We start from the raw sequence: 23,684 nt of genomic DNA, 5'->3' as shown, positions 1-23,684 counted from the left end.
TAAACGCCTCCATTGTTGATACGTTAGGATTTCCCGATGATACCGTGAATTCCTTTCAGATTTCAGGAAAAAATAAATTGTCAGAAAATATTGATTATTAATCAAGAGCATGTTAGTCTTAGAAAAATTCACAGAGAGGGGCACGATCGAATGATTCCGACGCAACAGCCATTTAACCAAGCCGGACGACTGATTATTCTATGCATGAGGGACTGAAAATTTTTCCGATGATGAAACGGAAATGATTTTTGGGCCCTTCTTTCGATGCATCGAATGAGGCGCCCGCACAGAATGAGTGGCGCCTATCCCAAAAACGGATAGGCTTTTTTCATGGCAAAAAAATAGAGATAGATAGAGAGAGGATGACAACGTTGAAAGAATATGCGATGGATCGAATGGTAAAAGTATCAGCTGGAATGGCAAATGCCGTTCTTGTAACACTCGGTGTCGGACTCCTGATTGAGACACTCGGAAATCTTCTACATATCCAAATGCTACTGACGATTGGCGGCGTCGCAAAAGTATTACTTGCTCCAGCACTTGGTGCCGGTATTGCTTTTCAGCTCGGAGGAAACACACTTGTCCTATTCAGTGCGATGATCGCAGCGACGATCGGCGGTGCTGCGCTTCAATCAACCGCTTCTGGACTCGTTCTTGTACCCGGTCAGCCGATCAGTGCGTTACTCGCAGCTGCTGTCGCCGTATACGTCGGAAAACGCATGACTGGAAAAACGAAATTCGACATGATGGTTATCCCGATGAGTGCTGTCCTTGCTGGCGGTGTGACCGGAATCGGTGCTGCTGCCGTCACGACACCACTCCTTACAAAATTCAGTGCCATGATCACAGCTTCAGTCGAGTCTTCTCCTATCGCAACTTCTCTTGTCATCGCACTTATTTTTAGCGTCTTATTAATGTCTCCTGCCTCGTCCGCTGCACTCGCTATCGCTTTACAACTCGATCCCGTCGCAAGTGCCGCCGCACTGATTGGCTGTTCCGCTCAATTCGTCGGCTTCACATTGATGGCATATCGTCAGACGGATCCAGGTGGTTTGATTGCTTCATTCTTTGTAACACCTAAAGTACAATTTCCGAATATCGTTAAAAATCCGCGTCTTGTCGTTGCACCTTTCCTTGCAGCCATGATTTCGGCACCTATTGCGACGCTACTTCTATCGTTGAAAGTACCGTATGAACTTGCAGGACTCGGACTAAATTCGATGATCGCGCCACTTAATATCTTCGTCAACCAAGGTCCTCAGGCGTTCCTCGTCTTCTTCTTGACTGGTGTCGTTCTACCTGGCGTCTTGACACTCGTCTTCTATCGTTTGACGACTGTCGCAGGGTGGACGAAGCGCGGTGATCTTCATCTCGAAATTCAATAAAACAATTTACCTCCCTTCCAACTATTCCTGATTGATTTCGGGAATAGTTTTTTTAACGCAAAAAAAAATCGCTCCTTCTAAAAGGAACGATTTCGGTATGATTCTGACTGGGCTCGAACCAGCGACCTCTACCCTGTCAAGGTAGCGCTCTCCCAGCTGAGCTACAGAATCATGCTGTATTGTTACTGGGCATGTTTTTATTATAGCAGCATATCGAAAAGTGTAAAGCCTTTTTAACAAAAAAATTTATCTTTTTTCAAAAAGATCATTTTTATTAAAAACAGTTTTAAAGTTGCGGGTTCTATGAGTGTCCTCTACTATGTAAATAAGCACATATAAAATGAAAGGAGTGTTCATATGAACTTTTTAACCCGATTTAGTTTGAAGAACTCGGTTGCTGTCTTCATCATTGCCATTCTTTTAGTTTTAGGAGGCGTCTATTCCTTCTCAAAATTAAAAGTCGATCAATTTCCTGAAATCGAATTTCCTCAAATCTCTATTGAAGCAGTCTATCCTGGTGCTTCGCCTGACGACGTTGACAAACAAGTCGTCTCAAAGCTTGAAACTGCCTTGAAAGGAATCGAAGGTGCTACCAAGCTGACAAGCTCTTCTTACGAAAGTATTGGTATCTTAAACATCGAATTCCCATTCGATACCGATATGGATAAGGTTGAACAACAAATTGATGCTGCTATTCAGGATGCGAATCTCCCTGAGGAAGCAACGACGAAATTGAATCGTCTATCGTTCGGTTCATTCCCGATCTATAACATCTCCTTCTTCAGTAAGGACGGTAAAGACATCGAGAAAATCCTCAAAGAGGATATCGAGCCTGAATTAAATAAGATTCCAGGTATCAACAGCGTTTCGGTTGGCGGCTACAAGGATGATCTCGTTCAAATCACCGTCGATAAAAAGAAAGCGACAGAAGCAGGACTCTCACTCTCGAGTATCAAGGAACAGATCAATGGAAAGTATGTTTCCTTCCCGTCCGGTCAATTATCGGAAAACGATTCGAAGATTCCGATTCGTGTCGAGGAAAAATTAGAAAATCTAGATAAATTAAAAAATCTTCAATTAACACCTGCTGCTGGTGCGACAGGTTCAGCTAGTAGTGGTCAAACAGGCGGTTCGTCCGCTGGCGGTCCACCACAAGGGGCAACACAAGGAGCACCAAGCACAACAGGTGGAACGGCTACGAATCAAACATCGCAACCTGCAGAACCGATTCGCCTAGCAGATATCGCGAAAATCGAAGCGGTCTCGCAACAAAGTGAAAAAACACGTTACGATTTAAAAGACTCCTTATCGATGGCAATCACGAAGAAACAAGATGCCAACACGGTCGAAATCGCAGATGAAGTCACAAAGGTCCTCAATAAATATGATGATCAAGTCGACTACACGATCGGGATCGATTCAGCGAAGGATATTGAGGAGTCCGTCGCGACACTTGTCAAAGAAGGATTACTCGGTGCGCTCTTCGCATCGCTCGCTGTTCTATTATTCTTACGGAACATCCGCGCGACGATTATTGCCATCGTGTCGATTCCATTGTCATTACTCATCGCCGCTATCTTCTTGAACTGGCAGGACATTTCACTAAACATCATGACACTAGGTGGGATGGCTGTCGCAGTCGGTCGTGTCGTTGATGATAGTATCGTCGTCATCGAGAACATCTTCCGGCGCGTCCGAAAATCAGAATCCGGCATGACGGATGAGATCATCGAACAATCGACAAAAGAAATTCTAAAAGCAATCACATCATCAACGCTGACGACCGTCGTTGTCTTCCTGCCGATCGGATTTGTCGGTGGGATTACTGGTAAGTTCTTCTTACCGTTCGCTTTGACGATTATTTTCTCATTACTCGCTTCACTACTTGTGGCGATCACGATCGTACCGATTCTTGCGAAATTTGCATTCAAGAAGGTACCAGCGGAAGAAAAAGAAGGCGCTCTCCAACGCTGGTACGGCAAGCTGATTGAAAAATCACTTTCGCATAAGGCGATCATCTTGGTCGTATCGTTCGTCCTTCTCGGTGGTTCCCTAGCGATCGTACCGCGTCTTGGCTTTACGTTTATTCCGAACGAAGCCTCAAAGACATTAACCGCATCACTTGAACTTCCGGCTGCTACATCTCTTGAAAAAACAAGTGACGTCTCGTTTGAGATGGAAAAGATGTTCGACAAAGAAAAAGCCATTGCTGACGTGACGACTTCTGTCGGAGCACGTGACTTCACGACAGGTTTACGTCTCGATAATAAAGCAAGTTATTTCTTGAATCTAAAGGATGGCGTGAACGTCGAGAAAACGATCAAATCACTTGAGACACAGATGGAAGACATCGCTCAAGACGAAAACGTCGATGTCAAAATCAGTGTGGCTGAACTATCGACAGGTGGTCCTCCGTCGAACAATAACGTCGATGTCGACCTGTTCTCGAATGATCTCGAAGCGCTCCAGAAAGCTGCGAAATTAGTCGAGGATAACATGTCCAAAAATAACGATTTGAAATATATCACGAACAACTTCAGCGAAAAACAAAAGCAATTCCTCGTTGAAATCGATCCTGAAAAAGCAAGTGATCGTGGACTATCCGGCTTCCAGATCCTCGGTACCGTCAATGATCAAACGAAACCAGTCACTGTTGGCACGTTGAATCTTGATAATAAAGATCAAGATGTACAATTATCTTATGAAAAAGGACTCGTTTCGAAGAAAGATCTCGAAGAAGTACAACTGTTCTCAGCAAACGGTCCTGTCGCTCTAAAAGATGTCGCGAGCGTCAAAGAAGTCGAGACCTTCACATCGATTCAGAAGCTCGATGGAAAAGTATACGCTCGCGTTTCTGGACAAGTCAAAGGAGACGACGTACAGAACGTTTCCAATGCAGTAAAAGCTGACGTCGAAAAAATTGATTTACCAGACGGTGTCTCGTTGACAAGCGGTGGTGGAAATGATGATACGATTGAAATCTTCCAGTCTCTCGGAATCGCGATCGTCGTTGCAATCGGGCTTGTTTACCTGACGATGCTGATCACGTTCGGCAAAGCACGAATTCCGTTCATCATCTTGTCTTCACTGATTTTTGTTCCGATCGGTTCACTCGTCACGCTCTTCTTAGCGAAAGAACCGTTATCGGTCAGTGTCATGATCGGCTTCTTGATGTTGATTGGTATCGTCACCACGAACGCAATCGTTCTCGTCGACCGCATTGGTCAAAACGTTGGTCGTGGTATGCCAATTCGTGAATCATTGATTGAAGCAGGTAAAACACGCTTGCGTCCAATCCTGATGACCGCATTCGCAACAATCATGGCATTGGTACCACTCGCATTAACGACCTCTTCAGGAACATTGATCTCAAAAGGCCTTGCCTTAACTGTCATCGGTGGTTTAACGACCTCTACGTTGTTAACACTCATCATCGTTCCTGTCGTCTATGAACTGTTCTTCTTCAAAAAAGCAAAAAAAGAACGTACGATTAAGTAAATGCACATGAAAAGGAGCCTATCGCGATCTAAGCGATAGGCTCCTTTCATTCTATAAGACCTTACGACTCTAACTGTTCATCCGTTCGTTCCAATGTACCATCATGTTGCGCCACTAATCCGTCGAGAACGGATGGTTCAAACTCTTCACCGATCGCAATAACTCCCGTTTGTCCTGGAGGTATGACACCGAGTGTTCGTTTAAACGTCTCTTGGATTTCTTGATTTTCCTTCATGTCTTTCGATCCACCAATCAGCATACCCGTCATCGAACCAAGCAAGATGCCAAATGGTCCACCTAAGATACCAACGGCCATTCCAATCAATGAGCCTTTGACGGCGCGATTCGATCCGCTTAAGTCGACTGCATCTTCAAATGAAAAAGCACCATTCTCGTTTCGCTTGATGACAGCGATTTGTTCAAAATCAACTTGTCCTCGAGCATGATACTTTTTCAGCTCACTGAACACTTGATACGATGTCGCGTCTTCTTTAAATGTAAATGTCATGATGTGATGTTTCTCATCTTTTTTTGCCATTCGTTCCACCTCTTTCATCCGAGACGAATAACCGACGAATCCAACACCCTCTATTTACCATATTTTTAAGATGTCGAAACCTTTACTGGTTTCCAAGGAGCAAGATGAAAATATTCTTCCATCGTCAACCCACTAAGTTTCAGGCGAGCGGCAAGCGTCGCCCCTACATAACGGTAGTGCCAGCTTTCATACGTATAACCCGTCCATGATTCCTTACCGGATGGATAACGAAGATGGAAGCCGTACCGGTGTGCATTCGCAAACAGCCACTTCGCTTCTTTCGTCTTCGCAAAACTGAACATCGCGTATTTTGTTGAATCTGCTCCTCCGATATCAAAAGCAAGACCTGTCTGATGTTCACTTTTCCCTGGCTCCGCACTATACGTACTCGCTTGTTCATATCCATCTCGCGCGACATATTTATCAAACAACGCCTTTTGATAAGCGTACGAACGATATGTACTAAATGCTACCAACGTAATCCCCTCTCTTTTAGCCGCTACACGCATTTTCTCAAATGCTGCTCTTGCTTGTTGATTCTCACCAGGAGCGTAGGTCGAGCGGAGCGCTAAGTTCTTATTCGCGATAAGGGTCTTACCGATCCGTTTTCCACCGATTTGTTCATCCGTCAGTAGGTACTTCGTACTCGCATAGCCAATCTTCGTGCCATATTGTACTTTTGACCATGTACCGACTTTCGATAGTTCCGTCACATAGATTCCTGTTGGAATAACCGTAAGACTCGGTTGCTCGAGTGATGCCCCTTGACGTAAATGAAGGGATGTCTTGGCTTGACGATAAGAAGATGTTGATGCATCGACTGCTGGTATGTAAGTCGTCGCGGACGTAACCGTAGCTATCACTGCCAATGTCATGATGAATATCTGTTTTCTCTTCATTTTCAATTTTCACTCCATCTAATAATATTTACATTCCATATTTTAGATTAGAATACCATTCTTTTTTTCAAACATGTTTCTTTCGGAGTGCTTGTCATGAAAATGAAGTATTTCTGAAGTTTTCTAAATGTAGCTTAAGGACGAATTACAATGGGTAAATAACGATGTATGCGTTTTCGAAACATGATTCTGATGTAGAAAGGAGTAGCGTACGTGTCACTTTGGGAATGGATTTTCAGCATTGGTAGCATCTGCTGGATTGGCGAGATGATTCGTTTCCGGAATCGCTCCGAGTCTAAGTCAGGCGCAGCAGAACAAGTTAGTTTTTATTTGATTTTCCTTGTCCTAAGCGGAACGATCGTCTGCGCTTTCCTCTTTGCGAATGAAACCGTTTCTTCTGTCATGCGCATCTCTTCATGCATTTTATTATGGTGTGGTGTTTCCTTGCGCCTATGGGGGATTCTCCACTTAAAACAACAGTTCACTCGTCATGTCGTCGTGGCATCTGGTGATCGGCTCGTCAGTAGCGGTCCCTATCGCTTTTTACGTCACCCGTTATACAGTGGGTTGTTGTTGATTACGATGAGCTTCCCCCTTTTCACCGGTCAGTCCGGACTTTTCATTCTCTCTGGACTTCTGATGTTCATTTTTTTGCTCTACCGGATTCGAATCGAGGAAGCGATGTTAACGAAAGGTTTTGGACCCGCCTATACGACATGGGCTGCAAAACGAAAACGATTGATCCCATTCATCTACTAAAGGAGAAGTGATCCATTTGAAGAAACGTGCAATCGTCATTGGAGCTGGTCTTGCCGGTATGTCTGCTGCTATTCGTTTGGCTGGAGACGGTTATGCAGTCACGATGCTTGAAAAGAATGCGAATGTCGGAGGCAAACTGAATCAACGTAGTGGAAAGGGATTTACTTTCGATACCGGTCCATCCATCTTAACGATGCCTTGGGTACTCGAACAACTCTTCTCAAGCGTTCATCGTAACTTAGATGATTACTTAGAAATCGAGCGGATTGAACCGCAATGGCGTACATTCTTTGAGGATGGAACAAAAATCGATGTCAAAGGTGACTTACCTGGAATGCTCGAAGAAGTCGAACACGTCTCGTCACGAGCGGATTTCGTTGAATTGTTCCGGTACTCCAAACAAATGTACGACTTGTGCCTCGACAGTTTTTATAAATACAGCCTTGAAGATTTAAAGGACTTAAAAAAATACCATACGATGTCTGATTTATTAAAGATGGACCCGATGAATACCGTTGCGACCGGAACAAAGAAACATCTCAATGATCCGTATCTCGAACAGCTATTTAACTACATGGTCATGTATGTCGGTTCCAACCCATATCAGGCACCTGCTGTCTTCAATCAGATGATTTATGTTCAAATGGGACTCGGCATCTATTATGTCAAAGGCGGGATGTACCAAATCGCGCGGGCTATGAAACGATTACTTGATGAGCTCCGTGTCACGGTTCATCTCAACTCACCTGTTGAACAAATCGTCCTTGAAAATAAAAAAGCGGTTGGCGTCCTATCGAACGGAACATTTCATGCGGCTGACATCGTCGTCTCAAACCTTGAGGTCATCCCGACTTATGAACGGATCGTACCGGAGAAAAAAGCCCGGAAGCAGGCTAAAAAATTACAGGCGTCGTTCGCCCCTTCCGTTTCAGGTCTTGTCCTACTGCTCGGTGTAAATCGTGAGTATCGCGGGCTAGCGCATCATAATTTCTTTTTCTCTGAAAATCCAGAGCGTGAATTCGCCCAAATGTTCAAAGAAGGTACTCCTCCAGAGGATCCAACAATTTATGTCGGTGTCTCTTCAAAATCCGACGCTTCCCAAGCTCCTGAAGGGAAGGATAACTTATTCGTCTTGACACACGTTCCACCGCTAACACTTCAAAAAGGTGAAGTCGACTGGGATGCGTACCGCGAAGTCGTTCTCGATAAACTGGAGCGGATGGGACTTCATGGGCTTCGGGAATCGATCGAGTTTGAATATCGCTTTACCCCAGAAGATTTGAAAGAATTATACGGTCCAAACGGTGGATCGATTTATGGTGTCGCAGCCGATCGGAAGAAAAATGGTGGATTCAAGATTCCATCGAAGAGCGACTTGTACGAAGGACTTTATTTCGTTGGTGGCTCGACACATCCAGGCGGCGGTGTACCAATGGTCACCTTGTCCGGTCAATTAACAGCGGACTTAATCCGAAAACATGAAGGTGCTGTTCCTACGCCTTAAGATTTCTCTAATTAAAAAAGAGACGGAAACTGATTCACGCATCAGTTCCGTCTCTTTTTTACTTTGTATTTGTCAAAAGTGGTACGACGTGAATGTCCGCCCTTTCTCCTGATTTCACATCCATTCGACATACGGCTGGCATCGGTAAGGATTTCCAAAATGCGTAATCAAACGTCGGATCAAATGTTTCTAAGAGTAACACCATGATGTTTCCGTGTGTTCCAAGAACGACTGTATCGTCAGGATGCTTCTCCACTAGTTCGTCGATGAATAGCCGAATGCGTTGCGACGCTTCGTTGTTCGTTTCACCTCCATACGGATTTTCATTCGGATGTTGCCATACATACGTGACCGCTCCTTGAAAATCGTCAAGCTCTCCCGGTGCTAGTAATCGCTCTCGTAGTTCCTCTACCTCAATGATTGGCTGTTGACGTGCCTCCGCGAGCGGTGCAATCGTCTCGATCGCCCGTTGATACGGGCTACTGTAGAACCTGTCGATTGGAATTTCTTGAAACGTTTCAAGTAAACGTATCGCATCTGCCTGTCCTGTATCGGAAAGTGGACGTGCTCGCTCATCTGGTGAGTATGTCGAATGTGCGTGTCGTACGAAATAAAATGTCGTCATGTTTTGATTTTCCCCTTTATTGGTGTGTCCAGCGGTATCCGATTCCGCGAACTGTTTCGAGATGCTGTTCAATCGGAAAACCGCAAACACGTAGTTTTTCTCTTAAATGTCTGATATGCGAGTCGATCGTCCGCTCGTCTACAGACGCTTCCGCTCCCCATAACATCGTCGTTAGTTGATCGCGTGTCCAAACACGTCGTGGAGAATCTAAAAATACACCTAACAACTCAAACTCCGTCTTCGTTAACGAAATCTTTTGTTGGAGGTAACTACAACGATAGCTTTCCCGGTCATAGGATAGACCATCATACTGTTGCTGTAATAAAACTTCCATTCGCCCGATCAGTTCCCCTTCTTGAATCGGTTTTGATATGTAATCATTCGCTCCTACTTCTCGTGTCCGAATGATGTCTTCCCGCTGATTCCGAGCCGTAACCATCAAGATTGGGATGTTAGAGTGTTCTCGAATGAGACGACAACATGTCCAGCCATCCATATCCGGCATCATGACATCTAGTAAAATCAGGTCGAATACGTGCTGACGGCAGAGATCAAGAGCTTGTTGCGCAGAATCCACAAGCTGACACGTGTACCCATACGGCTGAATATACAGTTTGAGCAGTTCAAGCATTCTTGGTTCATCATCTACGATCAATACATGCGGCATTTTATTTCTCCTTCCACTGCAGTGTCACTTGTGTTCCATGTCCAAGCTGACTCTTGATGTTCAATTCTGCTCCATGTGTCTGAGCAATTGCTTCAACGATGGAGAGTCCGATTCCAGTTCCTCCATGTTTTCGAGAACGAGATGCTTCCGTTCGGTAGAGCCGTTTCGTTACATGAGGTAAAGATTCTGCAGCGATCCCTTCTCCTGTATCTTCGATTTGAATGAAAGCCCCTACTGCGTTGACACCATAACGAACGATAATTTTTCCCGACGTCGTATGTCGTCGTGCATTTTCAATGATATTCACGATCATCTGACGGAGCTGCTGAGCGTCACCCATCACTTCTAATCGCTCACCTTCTATCTCGAACGAAACATTTTCTTGTTCGATGTCCAGGCGCATCAATCGTATCACTTGATGAATCAAGTCTTCGACATCGACAGGTTTTCGTTCCATCATAAAAGCATTCGCATCAATGCGTGCTAGCCAAAATAATTGCTCAATCCATTCATTCATTTGCTGACTTTCTTCTCGAATGATCGTAATGTAGCGTTGTTGCTCATCCGGCGTCAACGTTTGACGTTCGAGAATGTCCGCGTATCCCTTTATATATGTCAATGGTGTTCGTAGTTCATGAGATACGCTTGCTAAAAATTCGGATCGTTCCCGATTCAAAAAATCGAGATCCTGTTTTAATTGCTGAATCGAACGTGCCAATTGTCCCAGTTCGTCTTGTCGATCAATCGGCAACTCTCCACCTTCTCCATCTAATAGGCGTGCCGTCGCTTTTTCCATCTGAATCAACGGACGAGAGATGAGTCGGGTCGTCCAAATACTTGCCGCACCTGCTAATAATAGTGCGAGCAGACCCACTTGGAAAAACTGCTGTTTCAACGGATTAAGTACGTGATCTACGATTGCTTTAGAAGCGAACATGAAGACATGACCCTGATGTTCTCCGTCGATGGTGATGGGACTGTCCGTCATTAAAAAGTCACGCATCGTCACGATTTTTCCTTGTTGACGGTAATCGAAATCCGTATGCTCTAGCACACTTTTCATCTCATTCGACAAAGGTCGCGACGCTTCGAGTTGTTTTCCATCTGCATCAGTAATCACCACAGTAAACGATGAATCTGCTTCCATCATGCTGACATGGCGCATCGTCGTTTGGTCATAGGAATCGACAAGGACATCACGATGGGTATTTCCTCGGTTCAGTAAACCGTCCACTACTTCCTGCGTTCGTGTTTGAGACAACTGATAATACAACGTCCCAAACAACACACTGCCACAAATTAAAAATGCCGCAAGCACGATTCCTCCGACCGAGTATGAAATACGACGCATGACATTTCCTCCCTTTCTCTTCACTTTAGTATAGCGAAAAAAAACACGATCGACGCTGACAAACGAAACTGTCACCTCATCTGCACACGATTTGCACATACGCTGGGTATAGTAAAAAAGACTAGTAAATTCAGGAGGGTTTTAATATGAAAAAATCATTGACGTTAACCGCTCTGGCTCTTAGTTCTACGCTTTGGCTCGGTGCGTGTGGATCCGATTCAAATAACGATGGAAGTAATAGTGACTCACACGACATGTCCCATGGAGACATGATGCATTCGAGTGATGGAAAGTTACCATCCGGTTTAAAGGAAGCCAGTAATCCAACTTACCCAAAAGGAAGTAACGTCACCTTGACGACAAATCATATGGATGGAATGAATGGAGCAAACGCCACTATTGCTGGAGCTTATGATACCGTTGTCTATGCGATTAGTTACAAACCGACCAATGGTGGAAAGATGGTGAAAAATCATAAATGGGTCATCCAAGAAGAACTCGACCCAGTGCCGACTAAACCTTTACAAGTTGGTGATGAAACAACTGTAAAAGCGGATCATATGAAAGGTATGGATGGAGCTAAAGCGACGATTGATGAAGTAAAAGAAACTACTGTCTATATGGTGAACTATAAACCGACAGACGGTGGAGAGATGGTGAAAAATCATAAATGGGTCACAGAGGATGAGATAAAGAAATAATAAAAAAGCCCGCTTTTCCTCTAAAGGAGAAGCGGGCTTTCGGTATGATTCTGACTGGGCTCGAACCAGCGACCTCTACCCTGTCAAGGTAGCGCTCTCCCAGCTGAGCTACAGAATCATGTTTGCAGTACGTTATGTACTTGCTAGGACATGTATTAATATATCAAGAAACTAAAAGGCTGACAAGTCTTTTTCCGAAAAAAAAATAAAAAAATTTAAAATGGAGGAATCAAACCCCGCTTCCCCCATTTTGAATGACTTACAGGAATGTCGAAACTTGATTGATCGGTAAACGTAGTGCCGGACGTTTTTTTGCATCTTCAACCGCTTTTCCGACAGCAATCAACATGACTGGTACATACCGTGACTCGGTGATGAACGTTTCCGCAAAACGTTGATGATCGAATCCACCCATTGCGAGTGTTGATAATCCACGCGCTTCTGCCGCAAGCATTAATTGCATCGCAGCAAGGCTCGCATTCGACATCGCTGCGTCGCGACCGTACGCCTCACTTTGATAAGCGCCTTCTACCTGTGCCTTGATCGAATCAAACAGATCCTCTGTCATGCCACCTGCTTCTACTGCTGGACCATATACCGGATTGTAGTTTCGATTAGCTTGAACATCACCTAAGATCGCAATGACTGCTGAAGCCGAAGTGATAGCCGGCTGATTGTATGCGATCGGTGCAAGCTGTTGCTTCGCTTCTTCCGAATGAAAGACCGTGAAATGCCAGTGTTGTAAATTCCAAGCGCTTGGTGCCGCTGTTGTCCATTCTAGCAGTTCTTCCACTTCCTGTTTTGAAAGTTTGAACGTTTCGTCATAATGACGAACAGATCGTCTTTCTGTTAAAACTCGCATCGTATCCAGTGTTGCTTGTGTCATGTATGAATCCCCCTTATCATTATCAGGTTACTTAGGTATCGTAGCACGTCCATTTTTTATTGTCCTCTGTCAATACTCGATATTCAGAATCTGTTATAAAACAATAGTTGACATTAAACAACTGTACTAATACAATAAAACTAATAAAACTCATTGTATTTTATTTTGAAGGAGGAATACACATATGGAACAACCCCTTTATCAAGAAGCATCTGCTGAATTTTATCGTGAACTTCCCGTTAAGACGTGTGCCCATTGTGGAAAAGAAATGGATGAACAATGTGAATCCTATCAAACGGAATGCGATGAGTGTGCTGTAACGGAACACTAATAACACAAAAAACAATCACTTAATCAGTGGTTGTTTTTTTATTTTGCACATTCTTTTTCTAATTAAACTAATATTTTTTAGAAAAATCGATTTTCCGTCATCTTTTTGTCATCTGTTTGTTACAAAAGAAACAGTCAGAATGTTACATTATCTGTATATGATATTTTTTGACAAAAGGAGCGACAGACAACGATGGATCCATTTACCTCAAGCCACGCTAGCGAACTCGGTCCACGACCGCGGACAAAAAAAAGAAAGTTTTTCCCTCGACTCTTCTTACTTCTTACACTCGTTTTTCTCGGAGTCGGAGGATACGTTGCTTATCGATACGTCTTCACGCCTGAACAACAGGCAATTACTGCCGGTAAGTCCATTACCGAAGTTCCTGTCGTCAACATGGAGAAAGCACGTGTCGAAAAATGGAATGGCGTGACGAAAAAAGTCGCTTATTTAACATTTGAGGACGGTCCATCCGCATTAACACCGGATTTACTTCGGACATTGGATCAACTTCATACACGCGCTACCTTCTTTTATCTCGGACCACAGATAGATGCTTTCCCGAAAGAAGTTAAAGCTGCCGCAAAAGCTGGTCATTATATCGGATTACACGGGGAAACACACGATTACGATACATTGTACGAAAAAGGAAAGTATGTCTCAGAGATGCAAAGTGTTCAGAAGAAAATCCATGAGTTGACGAAGCTAACACCACATTTGACACGACCACCTTATGGCTCTGATCCAGGCATCACGAAAAAAATGGCATCTGCCATTCATTCAGCAGACTTCCGTGTGTGGGACTGGTCGATCGATTCAATGGACTGGTATTACAAAGATAGTGCAAAAGAAGTCGCAAATACGGTCATTCGGCGAGCAGAGCGTCCGTTTGAAATCATTCTTTTACATGAACAACCACAAGCCATCAAAGCTCTTCCCGCCATCGTTGACGGACTTCAGAAAAAGGGCTATCAATTCGCAATTTATGATGAGGACTTCCATACTCCATATAACTTCGCGAATCATTCAAATCTATAAGGAGTTAACGTTCAGATGAAAAAAAAACTCATAATGATGCTGCTCCTATCAAGTTTCGGACTGGCAGCTTGTTCCAACGATTCACCAGCCTCTCTTCATGAACAGCTAGAGCAACAAGTCAAAGGTGAGGAGAAAGCATTCACGCTAGCTGATCAGCGTGCTCGAAAAGATGAAATTTCAGTTAATACGTACCAAGCGGTTCTTGATGCAGGTGCTGAAGAAATTAAACGTTCTCAAAATGAACGAGAGGAATTAGAAGCCTTAAATGACGAGCGTCTTTCCTTATTGAAACAAGAAGAAACATTACGTAAGGAAACGTACGCTGCACTCGATCTTGAAGAATTAAAGAATGCTGTCAATAAACTTGAGGGTAAATCAAAAACAGAAGGAACTTCCTTATTGGCAATCATTAAGGAACGCCAGCAGACGTTTCAAACGTTTTCAAAAATGTATCGACAAGCGATGGACGCTGAAAAGAAAGTGCTTTCACGCTTGACGAAAAAACCGGATTTCGTTAAGATTGATGAGTCAACAGCGGATTTAAATCGTTTAACACGGAAAGCTACCGCGTCATTAAAGAAGTGGAATGCGCTGACCGTTCAGTATAATCAAACGAAAACCCGGCTGTATCATTTGCTCGACACATCAACTCAATAAATCACACAGGTTGCAACCAAACCCTGTCCAAAAAACCTGGACAAGGCCCTGTTGTAACCTTTTTTGTGTGGTTTTTATTAAAAATGGAGGGAAATTATTCATGCATCGCTCAAAAGCCACTTTATTCGTTCTCATCGGCGCTATCAGTTATGGTGTCCTCTCAACGATCGTTAAACTCGCATATGCCGCTGGATTCAACTCAGCAGCCGTTTCAGGTAGTCAATTTTTCTTCGGCTGGCTGATGATTTTCGGACTTGCCTTATTTACGAAAAATCTTCGTCTCGATCTCAAAACAGCTAGTCTTCTCATGCTGATCGGTATCTCAAGTGGTACAACTGGTTATCTGTACTATCAAAGTCTTCAAACCGTATCCGCGTCCGTTGCAATCATTCTCTTATTTCAATTTACTTGGATTGGCGTCATCATCGATGCGCTCGCATTCAGACGCTTACCTAGTCGTGCGCATTTCCTGTCCGCGATTCTGCTCATTGGTGGAGCCATTCTTGCGAGTGCGGCTTACTCGAGCCCACTCGACCTACGTGGAACATTATTCGGTCTTGGAGCGGCTGTCAGCTTCTCCATTTTCTTACTCGCCAGTGGACGCATCGCCAATCATTTACCCGTCATTAAGAAAAGTTTTTACATGATGACAGGTGGTCTTGCTTTCGTCATGACGATGTATCCACCGACGACGTTCTTGTCCTCTGCGAACTTCGAAAATGGACTTTTGTTATACGCGATTCCGCTCGGTCTGTTCGCGTTGATTTTACCACCGCTCTTATTTGCTGCTGGCGCGCCTCATCTCTCCCCAGCAAGCGTTTCTTTACTTGGAGCGGCTGAACTACCGACAGCAGTCATCTGTTCCGTCTTAATTTTAGGAGAACATCTGATGAGTTCCCAATGGATCGGGATCGTCATCATCTTGATCGGAATCTTTTATCCAATCTATCGCTCAAGCAAAACAGCACCTGTTGCGAACGTACAGCAAAACGACCTTTCCTGAGCTCAGGAAAGGTCGTTTTTTCTTTACTTCTGTCGCTTCATCGCATCCGCAACGAATTCAACATCTGTGCCAATGATGATTTGAACACTTGTCGCACCCATCTTCATGACACCTTTTGCTCCAGCCGCTTTAATCGCTGCTTCGTCAATGATGCTTGGATCTTTGACTTGAAGACGTAAGCGTGTCGCACAGTTATCAATCGACGTGACGTTGTCTGTTCCTTTTAGCCCCGCGAAGATGCGTGCTGCTTGTTGCTCATATTTATCGTCTGAATCTGTTAAAACGACTCCCGTGTCTGTGACGAGCGATTCATCTTCACGACCTGGTGTCTTCAAATCGAATTTCGTGATCATGAAGTAGAACAGGAAGTAGTAGACGACCGCGAACGCGAGACCAACCGGGATGAGAAGTAATGGTTTTGTTGCAATACCGAAGTTCAAGGCATAATCAATGAAACCAGCCGAGAAAGAGAAGCCATGTAAGATACCGAGTAAGTTAACGATGGCCATTGATAGACCTGTTAAAACTGCATGAATGACATATAAAACAGGTGATAAGAACATGAACGAGAACTCAATTGGTTCCGTGATCCCTGTCAAGAAGGACGTCAATCCAAGACCAATCATCGCTCCAGCAACTGCTTTTCGATTTTCTTTACGCGCAGCCATGACGATCGCAAAAGCTGCAGCCGGTAAGGCAAACATCATAATTGGGAAGAAGCCAGCTTGATAGATTCCTGCTGTCGGATCTCCAGCGAAGAAACGCGCGATATCCCCATTTGCGACTGTACCATCTGCTTTTTCATACGAACCAAAGACGAACCAGAAAATATTATTTAAGACGTGATGCAAGCCGACAGGAATCAAGAGACGGTTAAAGAATCCAAACAGAGCAGCGCCTCCTGCACCGAGACCAACCATCCATTCACCAGCACCATTGATGCCTTGCTCGATGAACGGCCACACATAACCAAAGATGAAAGCAAGTACGAGCATGACCGCTGATGTAATGATTGGAACGAAACGGCGACCACCGAAGAATGCTAACCAATCCGGCAACTTAATATTATAGAACCGATTGTATAGAAGTCCGGCGACGATACCCGCGATGATTCCCCCGAATACTGCCATATTAACGGTTGAACCGAGCGTCGCCTGATTCGCGATCGAACCAAGTGTCGCGCCGTCGACCTTAGTCGAGGAATCATTGACGATTGCGGCGATCGCATCATATTTTGCTTGAATCTGTGCGCTAGAATAATCCTTGTTCATCGAGTCGACGCCGTTCTTTAAGACGAGATACCCGATGGCTCCGGCAAGACCCGCTGCCCCGCTCGCATCGATCGATAGACCGATTGCGACACCGATGGCAAATATCAATGGAAGGTTATCAAAAATAGCCCCTCCTGCTGCTACCATCAACGGAATATCTAACATATCCGCTGAACCTAATCGGAGTACGATTCCGGCAGCTGGTAATACTGCGATTGGTAACATCAAGGCTTTACCAATGCGTTGTAGAAACTGCAACATACCTTTCACCCTTTCCTAAATAAAACGATAATGACAGAACAATGTAAACGCTTTTACGTTTTTAATTATTCCATATAAATATCTAAATGACTAGACCTTTATACAAATTATTCATTATCTTTTTTTAGTGATATAAAAATTCATTATAGCAGACACTAAAAACCGGACTAGAGTCATCATCCAGTCCGGTTTTTCTATTAAGTTGCAACCGTCTTAGCGACGATTCGTATCTTCGAAATTTTGTTGGACGTTTCCGACCGTTTTCTTCGCATCACCTTTTAATTGATCTTTTTTACCTTCGCGCTCTGTCGATTTATCACCTGTTGCTTTACCGAGTGCTTCTTTTGCTTTACCTGCTACTTTATCGACGAGACCATCCACTTTTTTATTGAGACCACTGTTGTTTGACATATCCATTACCCCCATTTAAAAGTTTTTTTTGCGATAGTTGTATGTTCCCTTGTCACTGATTTTCAAACGTTTCCTGTATCAAAACCGACACTTACCTAAACAAAAACAACAGTGAACGTCCTGTCCACTGTTGTTTAATCTAAAGCTATTCTTTTTATTGAGCGACGGAAACGCCTAATACTTGTTCAATCCGTTCGAACGCCCAATCCAACTCTTCTTTTGTGATGACGAGCGGTGGTGCAAAGCGAATGACGGTCTCATGTGTTTCTTTACAGAGCAAGCCTTTTTCCTTCAACGCTTCACAATATGGTCGAGCTGCTTCTGTTAATTCAACACCAATGAATAATCCACGTCCACGTACTTCTTTAATCATCGGGTTGTTGATTTGTTTTAATTTCTCCATGAAGTACGTACCGAGTTCGAGTGAACGTTCCGGTAACTTTTCGTCTTCTAATACTTCAAGTGAAGCAATCGAGACGGCGCAAGCGAGTGGATTTCCACCGAACGTCGAGCCGTGTGAGCCTGGATTGAAGACGGAAAGGACATCTTTATTCGCAGCCACACATGAGATCGGGAATACACCACCACCCAGTGCTTTACCGAGGATATACATGTCTGGCGTCACTTCATCCCAATCAGAAGCAAACCATTTACCAGAACGACCAAGTCCAGATTGAATCTCATCGGATACGAGTAGAACATTCTGAGCACGACACACTTCTTGTGCATCTTTTAGGAAACCATCGTACGGAATTAAAATTCCTGCTTCGCCTTGGATTGGTTCCAAGATGAATGCTGCCGTATTTTCTGTGATTGCTTGTTTTAACGCCTCAAGATCGCCGTATGGAATCGTCTTGATTCCAGGAAGGAGCGGTCCGAATCCACGTTGGTATTCTGCTTCCGTCGACATCGAGACGGCCGTCATCGTCCGACCGTGAAAGTTTCCTTCACAAACGATGATTTCAGCATCACCTGGAATCTGTTTCACTTCATATGCCCAACGACGTGCTGCTTTTACCGCTGTCTCGACAGCTTCCGCACCCGTGTTCATTGGTAACACCATGTCTTTCCCCGTCAATTGCGCTACTTTTTCATAGAAAAAGCCCAGTTGATCATTGTGGAAGGCACGTGACGTCAACGTGATCTTATCTGCTTGTCGTTTTAGAGCCTCGATGATTTTTGGATGACGATGCCCTTGGTTGACGGCTGAGTATGCACTCAACATATCCATATAACGACGTCCTTCCGGATCCGTGACGAAAACACCCTCCGCTTCTGAAATAACGATCGGAAGTGGATGGTAGTTATGTGCTCCGAACTGTTCTGTCTGTTGAATGATTTTCTCTGTTTGATTCATCGAGATTCCCCCTTATAGCTCTTTAGAAAACGCTTTCAAAATCATTATAGCAGATTTTCTTGTATAATCTTCATCTAAAAAATGTATAACCTAAGAGGATTCCGATGCGTAAGAATTGAATATATTGGGAAAAGACAAGACAAGTGAACCGTCATCTCTTTTCATCATAAAGGAGCGTGCGCACGTAATGGATCGTTCGACCATTGATTCCTATGAAGTCGTCATTCAAGAATTCCCTTTACCTGCTTTCATCCTGAATACTGATTTGACCATCCGCTCTTGGAATGAACTAGCCGAAAGCCAGTGGGGCTGGACACAACAAGAAGTCGTGGGTCAGACTGTTCCACTTCTTGAACAGGAAGACATGGCATTCAGTCATCAGATTTGGCGTGCCTTTCTGGAACGCCGTCAATCGGTCCAACTACCGAATGCCTCCTTATTGCATAAGACGGGCACTTCTGTAACATCAACTCTCCTTCTGTCTCCTTTATTTGATGATACAGGAACCGTTATTGCCGCTTTTGCTTGCTGCATCCCTTCAGCTGAGCAACAAACGAACATGAAACCACTCTTCCAAGGATTGATGGATTTGCGCTATGCATTCGATCAAATCGCATCTGTCGCTGTCTTCGATGCACGAGGAACGATCACATACGCGAATGATCAACTCATCGATGTGACAGGATATTGTTCTGAGATGCTTCTCAACCAAGCATGGTCACTCATCTTAGACCCATCCAGTCCCGTCGTTTCGGAGATTCGTGCACAGCTTCGTGAACGAAAAGCCTGGTCTGGTCGTCTTAGCCTCACTTCGCAAACGGGCGAACGAAAACATCTCCAAGCGACATTGATTCCGATTTATGATGCGAACGGCGTTCGTTTTCAGCACCTGTTCATCGGCAACGACATCACGGAAACAACTGCGCTTGAAGAAGAACTTGATTTTTTAGTGCATCATCATGAGATGACGCATTTATTAAATAAACGAGGATTTTTACGTGAAGGGGAAGTATTGTTCCAGTCTGCTGGATCACATGATCCCATTGCACTCATTTTGCTCGATATCGATCGTTTCAAAGTCATCAACGATTCGTTTGGAACACATGTCGGCGATCAACTTCTTCAAGCAATGGCAACGCGTCTTTTGCAACATACGACAGATGTACTTGCTTTTCATCCGACGAGTGATTTGTTTGGTGTCTTGTTACCTGCACCGTCGAGCAATCTGCTTTTTCAGTATGCTCGAAAGTTACAACAAGCACTGCAGCGTCCTTATTACATTAACGGTCATTCACTCATCGTTTCTTGTACATTCGGGATCACCGTCTATCCGTCGGAAGCCAAAACACTAGAAGATTTATATCGCCGCTCCGAAACAGCTCTATACGCAGGAAAATCAATTGGTACCGGAACGATTCAGTACTTAACACACGAGATGGATACACAATTCACACGTAAAATCCAACTCGAGCGCTCCCTCTTCACGGCACTCGAAGATCAATCCCTGTATCTTGCTTATCAGCCAATCATTGAACTTCAGACACAAGCCGTTAAAGGCTTCGAAGCGTTATTACGCTGGAATCACATGGCACTCGGGAGTATTCCACCAGATGAATTCATTCCACTCGCCGAAGAGGCTTCACTGATCACACCAATCAACAACTGGGTCATCATCGAAGCATGTGAACAGCTCGCGAAGTGGCAACAGACGATTGATCCTAAACTGACGATGGCGATCAACATCTCACCACATCAGTTCCAAAGCGACTCTTTTATTCGAACGTTGCAACATATCGTAACGGAGCGACTCGTTTCGCCATCTTCCGTCACACTGGAGTTGACAGAAAACATTGCGATTTTACAGACACAACGAACGGTCGAACGGATGCATCTCATTAAGTCACTCGGTTTCCGCTTATCGATCGATGATTTCGGTACCGGTTATTCTTCTTTACAGTATCTCAGTGCTTTTCCGATTGATGAGTTAAAAATCGATAAAGTCTTCATTGATGGTTTGGCGTCAAACGATCATGCATTGCTGGATTCCATCATTCAACTCGGTCGCAATCTAGAGTTGAATCTTGTCGCTGAAGGCGTTGAAACAGAACACGCGTTAGATTATCTAAAAACAACATCGTGTCAGCACATGCAAGGGTTTATTTTCTCTGAACCTCTATCTGTACAGGATGTCGAAAAACGATTTTTTACACCTTAATCACAAAAAGAAGTCACGGTGGATTTAAAAATCACCGTGACTTCTTTTCATATCGTTTCTTACAATTGAATTTCTCCTACAACCATTCCGTAAACAGCCACTCCTGCTAGAACAACAAGAATCATGCTAGCAATCCACTCATAACGTGACATGCCCGTCCGTTGCTGTTCTCGCTCTGCTAACGCGTACGCGAGAATTCCTGGAGCATAGACTAATGCCGCAATGACGATATACCAGATGCCCGACGCATAGACGAGCCAGATCGAGTACGCCGATGCGATGACCGAGAAGAACAACATTTTTTGATTCCGCTCTTCCCGTGAAGTCCGGATGCTGTACAAAGCTGATAACAGATACGGTAACAAGGCACAAATCCCGGCAATACTCGATAGAACGAGATACGTTTGTGCGGAGAAGAGCGCAATCCCGGCAACGATTTGTGTGGCGATCTGTGTAATCAACAGCGCACCGACTGGAGCACCCTTCCGGTTTGTTTTAGCGAACGCTTTCGGGAACGCTCCATCTTTGGCAACCAGATATGAAATCTCAGAAGCTAAAATCGTCCATCCAAGAAGTGCTCCGGATAGTGAGATGATTAAACCAATCATGATGATCGTCGCTCCGACTGGTCCGATTGCTGCCTCTAGTACATACGCCATCGTCGGTTCCTTCAGTCCAGCTAACTTCTCCTGACTGAGGACGCCAAGTGATAAGACGGAAATTAAGATATAGATGACTAACACACCAACGAGTCCTGTTACTGTCGCTTTTCCGACATCGCTTCGGTTTTTAGCACGACTCGACAAGACGACTGCCCCTTCAATACCAACGAACGCCCAAAGCGTGACGAGCATCGTTCCTTTTACCTGTTCAAAGATTGAACCGAGTTCTGTTCCTTTTCCCCAAATATCCAAGTTAAACGTTTTGATATTAAAGGCGATTCCTACTAGAAGAATAAAAATCAAGATCGGAACGAGCTTTGCGATCGTCGTAATCAAATTGACGAGTGTCGCTTCCTTGATCCCGCTTGAGACGAGCCAGAATAATCCCCAGATGACGACCATACTCATGAAGAGAAGGAATATCCGATTTTCTGCCGCGAAAATCGGGAAGAAATAACTAATCGCATTAAACACGAGGGTGATGTTCGCAACTGTTCCAATCCAGGCCGATACCCAGTATCCCCATGCACTGTTAAAGCCGACAAAACGTCCGAACCCTTCACGAGCGTAAGCATAAATGCCACCTTCAAGTTCTGGTTTACTATTAGCGAGATGCTGGAAAACAAGCGCCAGCATGATCATTCCGATCCCCGTGATACTCCATCCGATGAGGATAGGTCCTGCGCTTGCACTTTGGGCCATTGCACCAGGAAGATTAAAAGCTCCTCCACCGACCATGGACCCGATGACCATTGCCGCGAGCGCAAAGAAGCCGATTTTTTGCTGATTCATGATGAGACACTTCCTTTTTCCGTATATCTATTACATCTTACGTATATTCATTCGAAAGACACAAAAGTCATTATAACAAATCACCTTCTAAAGTAAAGAAAGGATTTGAGACGAATGAACTGGATTCATGTATTTCAGCTCGAAGACCTTCTAAAACTCCTATTGGCTGCTACACTTGGAATTTTCATCGGATTCGAGCGTGAAATTAAAAATAAACCGGTCGGTATACGCACTAGCCTCGTAATTACCCTCATCAGCTGTCTTTTAACCATCGTCTCCATTAAATCCGTCCTGCTCTATCACGATATGGCGACTCATGTCCAGATGGATCCGATGCGCCTTGTCGCGCAAATCATTACCGGAATCGGCTTCATCGGAGCTGGTGTCATATTACGACGACCACATGATATCGTCAGCGGACTAACAACTGCCGCCATTATATGGAGTGCAAGTGGGATTGGGATTGCTGTCGGTGCCGGATTCATTTGGGAATCGATTTTTCTCGTTCTCTTTCTCTTTCTCTTATTAGAAGGTCTGACTTGGGTAATGCGACACATCAACAATAGTCGATTTGAAGCGAACGTCCTCGTCGCACATTTACTTCTTCCCGCTGATCTGGATCCATCCGACATCATCTTCGCCCTTGAACAAAAAGGTGTTCGGATTACGAATATACGCATGCGAGGAACTCCAATTCGATTAACATTACGGATGTATTCCCCTCATTCGCTGATCCTATTCCTACTTTATGACTATTTAAAATCACTTGAAATTGAGGATATAGACCTTGATCAGTAAGAATTATCTGAAAATTTATGTTGCATTTTTAATCACTTTCACTTAAATTAACAATATGTTCACATTTTTCTGAAA

The 23,684-nt window shown here is 44.2% G+C and carries 21 protein-coding genes and 2 tRNA genes; 11 read left to right on the top strand and 12 right to left on the bottom strand.

The window, feature by feature from the left end; translation table 11 throughout:
* The first annotated feature begins 362 nt into the window (after nt 1–362).
* Nucleotides 363–1,385, top strand: coding sequence for a PTS transporter subunit IIC (locus tag ACHWTJ_RS00630; RefSeq protein ID WP_294744385.1), 1,023 nt, complete (start codon nt 363–365; stop codon nt 1,383–1,385).
* A 98-nt stretch (nt 1,386–1,483) separates the two neighbouring features.
* Here the strand turns inward: ACHWTJ_RS00630 and ACHWTJ_RS00625 are convergent.
* A tRNA-Val gene (locus ACHWTJ_RS00625) sits at nt 1,484–1,556 on the bottom strand.
* 186 nt (nt 1,557–1,742) lie between these two features.
* On the opposite strand from ACHWTJ_RS00625, the gene ACHWTJ_RS00620 reads away from it, so the two are divergent.
* Nucleotides 1,743–4,883 carry an efflux RND transporter permease subunit gene (locus tag ACHWTJ_RS00620; protein WP_294744383.1) on the top strand — a complete coding sequence of 1,047 codons (3,141 nt, stop codon included), beginning with the start codon at nt 1,743–1,745 and terminating at the stop codon, nt 4,881–4,883.
* Between the two features lie 61 nt (nt 4,884–4,944).
* Here the strand turns inward: ACHWTJ_RS00620 and ACHWTJ_RS00615 are convergent, their stop codons facing one another.
* Together ACHWTJ_RS00615 and ACHWTJ_RS00610 are read right to left on the bottom strand one after the other, a co-directional pair.
* Complete coding sequence (locus ACHWTJ_RS00615) at nt 4,945–5,421, bottom strand: hypothetical protein (protein ID WP_294743529.1); 477 nt, start codon at nt 5,419–5,421, stop codon at nt 4,945–4,947.
* Between the two features lie 65 nt (nt 5,422–5,486).
* Nucleotides 5,487–6,320, bottom strand: a complete 834-nt coding sequence (locus tag ACHWTJ_RS00610) for a D-alanyl-D-alanine carboxypeptidase family protein (RefSeq protein WP_294744381.1) — start codon at nt 6,318–6,320, stop codon at nt 5,487–5,489.
* A gap of 213 nt (nt 6,321–6,533) precedes the next feature.
* On the opposite strand from ACHWTJ_RS00610, the gene ACHWTJ_RS00605 reads away from it, so the two are divergent.
* Entirely contained in the window at nt 6,534–7,079 is a 546-nt protein-coding gene (locus tag ACHWTJ_RS00605) for a methyltransferase family protein (protein ID WP_394678940.1), read from the top strand.
* A 16-nt stretch (nt 7,080–7,095) separates the two neighbouring features.
* Nucleotides 7,096–8,583, top strand: a complete 1,488-nt coding sequence (locus tag ACHWTJ_RS00600; protein ID WP_023467150.1) for an NAD(P)/FAD-dependent oxidoreductase — start codon at nt 7,096–7,098, stop codon at nt 8,581–8,583.
* 58 nt (nt 8,584–8,641) lie between these two features.
* Here ACHWTJ_RS00600 and ACHWTJ_RS00595 read toward each other — a convergent pair whose 3' ends face one another.
* Genes ACHWTJ_RS00595 through ACHWTJ_RS00585 form a run of 3 tightly spaced genes read right to left on the bottom strand, consistent with a single transcriptional unit; the run spans nt 8,642 to nt 11,226 of the window.
* Nucleotides 8,642–9,208 carry a histidine phosphatase family protein gene (locus tag ACHWTJ_RS00595; RefSeq protein ID WP_394678939.1) on the bottom strand — a complete coding sequence of 189 codons (567 nt, stop codon included), beginning with the start codon at nt 9,206–9,208 and terminating at the stop codon, nt 8,642–8,644.
* 16 nt (nt 9,209–9,224) lie between these two features.
* Nucleotides 9,225–9,875: a response regulator transcription factor gene (locus tag ACHWTJ_RS00590; protein ID WP_023467148.1), complete on the bottom strand. Its 651-nt coding sequence runs from the start codon at nt 9,873–9,875 to the stop codon at nt 9,225–9,227.
* 1 nt (nt 9,876) lies between these two features.
* A complete protein-coding gene (locus ACHWTJ_RS00585) occupies nt 9,877–11,226 on the bottom strand; it encodes an ATP-binding protein (protein WP_394678938.1) in 1,350 nt (449 codons plus the stop codon).
* A gap of 146 nt (nt 11,227–11,372) precedes the next feature.
* Between ACHWTJ_RS00585 and ACHWTJ_RS00580 the strand changes: the two genes are divergently transcribed.
* Nucleotides 11,373–11,927, top strand: a complete 555-nt coding sequence (locus tag ACHWTJ_RS00580; protein ID WP_394678937.1) for a YdhK family protein — start codon at nt 11,373–11,375, stop codon at nt 11,925–11,927.
* A gap of 45 nt (nt 11,928–11,972) precedes the next feature.
* Here ACHWTJ_RS00580 and ACHWTJ_RS00575 read toward each other — a convergent pair.
* Both ACHWTJ_RS00575 and ACHWTJ_RS00570 read right to left on the bottom strand, forming a co-directional pair.
* Nucleotides 11,973–12,045 (bottom strand) — tRNA-Val (locus ACHWTJ_RS00575).
* 141 nt (nt 12,046–12,186) lie between these two features.
* Complete coding sequence (locus ACHWTJ_RS00570; RefSeq protein ID WP_294743517.1) at nt 12,187–12,813, bottom strand: nitroreductase family protein; 627 nt, start codon at nt 12,811–12,813, stop codon at nt 12,187–12,189.
* A gap of 184 nt (nt 12,814–12,997) precedes the next feature.
* Here ACHWTJ_RS00570 and yhfH point away from each other — a divergent pair, with 184 nt between their 5' ends.
* The 4 genes from yhfH (at nt 12,998) to ACHWTJ_RS00550 (ending at nt 15,842) form a co-directional block, all read left to right on the top strand.
* Nucleotides 12,998–13,144 carry a protein YhfH gene (yhfH, locus tag ACHWTJ_RS00565; protein ID WP_294743515.1) on the top strand — a complete coding sequence of 49 codons (147 nt, stop codon included), beginning with the start codon at nt 12,998–13,000 and terminating at the stop codon, nt 13,142–13,144.
* Between the two features lie 192 nt (nt 13,145–13,336).
* A complete protein-coding gene (locus tag ACHWTJ_RS00560; RefSeq protein ID WP_294743514.1) occupies nt 13,337–14,182 on the top strand; it encodes a polysaccharide deacetylase family protein in 846 nt (281 codons plus the stop codon).
* A gap of 15 nt (nt 14,183–14,197) precedes the next feature.
* Nucleotides 14,198–14,839 (top strand): YkyA family protein, encoded by a 642-nt coding sequence (locus ACHWTJ_RS00555; RefSeq protein ID WP_294744377.1) that lies wholly within the window; start codon nt 14,198–14,200, stop codon nt 14,837–14,839.
* 100 nt (nt 14,840–14,939) lie between these two features.
* Nucleotides 14,940–15,842 carry a DMT family transporter gene (locus ACHWTJ_RS00550; RefSeq protein ID WP_294743510.1) on the top strand — a complete coding sequence of 301 codons (903 nt, stop codon included), beginning with the start codon at nt 14,940–14,942 and terminating at the stop codon, nt 15,840–15,842.
* A gap of 23 nt (nt 15,843–15,865) precedes the next feature.
* Here ACHWTJ_RS00550 and nagE read toward each other — a convergent pair whose 3' ends face one another.
* The 3 genes from nagE to ACHWTJ_RS00535 form a co-directional block, all read right to left on the bottom strand.
* Nucleotides 15,866–17,374, bottom strand: a complete 1,509-nt coding sequence (nagE, locus tag ACHWTJ_RS00545; RefSeq protein ID WP_294743508.1) for an N-acetylglucosamine-specific PTS transporter subunit IIBC — start codon at nt 17,372–17,374, stop codon at nt 15,866–15,868.
* 213 nt (nt 17,375–17,587) lie between these two features.
* Complete coding sequence (locus ACHWTJ_RS00540; protein WP_294743506.1) at nt 17,588–17,785, bottom strand: CsbD family protein; 198 nt, start codon at nt 17,783–17,785, stop codon at nt 17,588–17,590.
* 154 nt (nt 17,786–17,939) lie between these two features.
* Nucleotides 17,940–19,142 carry an ornithine--oxo-acid transaminase gene (locus ACHWTJ_RS00535; RefSeq protein WP_023467138.1) on the bottom strand — a complete coding sequence of 401 codons (1,203 nt, stop codon included), beginning with the start codon at nt 19,140–19,142 and terminating at the stop codon, nt 17,940–17,942.
* Between the two features lie 187 nt (nt 19,143–19,329).
* On the opposite strand from ACHWTJ_RS00535, the gene ACHWTJ_RS00530 reads away from it, so the two are divergent.
* Nucleotides 19,330–21,357, top strand: a complete 2,028-nt coding sequence (locus ACHWTJ_RS00530) for a bifunctional diguanylate cyclase/phosphodiesterase (RefSeq protein ID WP_294747982.1) — start codon at nt 19,330–19,332, stop codon at nt 21,355–21,357.
* Nucleotides 21,358–21,416: 59 nt separating this feature from the next.
* Here the strand turns inward: ACHWTJ_RS00530 and ACHWTJ_RS00525 are convergent, their stop codons facing one another.
* Nucleotides 21,417–22,814 (bottom strand): basic amino acid/polyamine antiporter, encoded by a 1,398-nt coding sequence (locus tag ACHWTJ_RS00525; protein ID WP_394678975.1) that lies wholly within the window; start codon nt 22,812–22,814, stop codon nt 21,417–21,419.
* Between the two features lie 111 nt (nt 22,815–22,925).
* Here ACHWTJ_RS00525 and ACHWTJ_RS00520 point away from each other — a divergent pair, with 111 nt between their 5' ends.
* Nucleotides 22,926–23,609, top strand: a complete 684-nt coding sequence (locus tag ACHWTJ_RS00520) for an MgtC/SapB family protein (RefSeq protein WP_394678936.1) — start codon at nt 22,926–22,928, stop codon at nt 23,607–23,609.
* The last annotated feature ends 75 nt before the right edge of the window (nt 23,610–23,684 follow it).

This window comes from uncultured Exiguobacterium sp., assembly GCF_964277885.1.
In the GTDB taxonomy this organism is placed as follows: domain Bacteria; phylum Bacillota; class Bacilli; order Exiguobacteriales; family Exiguobacteriaceae; genus Exiguobacterium_A.
The sequence above is the reverse complement of the archived record's forward strand: the minus strand, read 5'-3'. Positions and strand labels throughout refer to the sequence as shown.